A 442-nucleotide genomic window follows, 5' to 3' on the forward strand; every position below is an offset into this window, starting at 1 on the left:
ATACTTCTCGACCGCATTGTTGATGCCGAGGTCGATGACGTCGAAGCCCGCGCCCTCCATCATCATGCCGACCAGATTCTTGCCGATGTCGTGGATGTCGCCCTTGACGGTGCCGATCACCATCTTGCCCTGCTTGGGCGCGCCGGTGGCGGCGAGCAGCGGGCGAAGGATGGCCATGCCGGCCTTCATGGCGTTGGCCGACAGCAGCACTTCCGGCACGAACAGGATGCCGTCGCGAAAATCCTCGCCGACGATGCGCATGCCTTCGACCAGCGCCTCGGTCAGCACCTTGTAGGGAACCCAGCCGCGCTCGAGAAGGATGTTGGTGCCTTCCTCGATCTCTTCCTTCAGCCCGTCATAAAGGTCGTCGTGCATCTGCTGCACGAGCTCGTCGTCGGAAAGCTCGGAAAGGATGATCTCGTCGTCGGACATTTTTTCTCGG

Annotated in this window: 1 protein-coding gene; it reads right to left on the reverse strand. The window is 61.1% G+C overall.

The window, feature by feature from the left end; translation table 11 throughout:
• Nucleotides 1–432, reverse strand: a 432-nt coding sequence (locus tag EN846_RS33630) for a B12-binding domain-containing protein (RefSeq protein ID WP_189522964.1), incomplete at its 3' end; no start/stop codon positions are given.
• Between the last annotated feature and the right edge of the window lie 10 nt (nucleotides 433–442).

The sequence above is a fragment of the Mesorhizobium sp. M4B.F.Ca.ET.203.01.1.1 genome (assembly GCF_004791025.1).
GTDB lineage: Bacteria > Pseudomonadota > Alphaproteobacteria > Rhizobiales > Rhizobiaceae > Mesorhizobium > Mesorhizobium abyssinicae.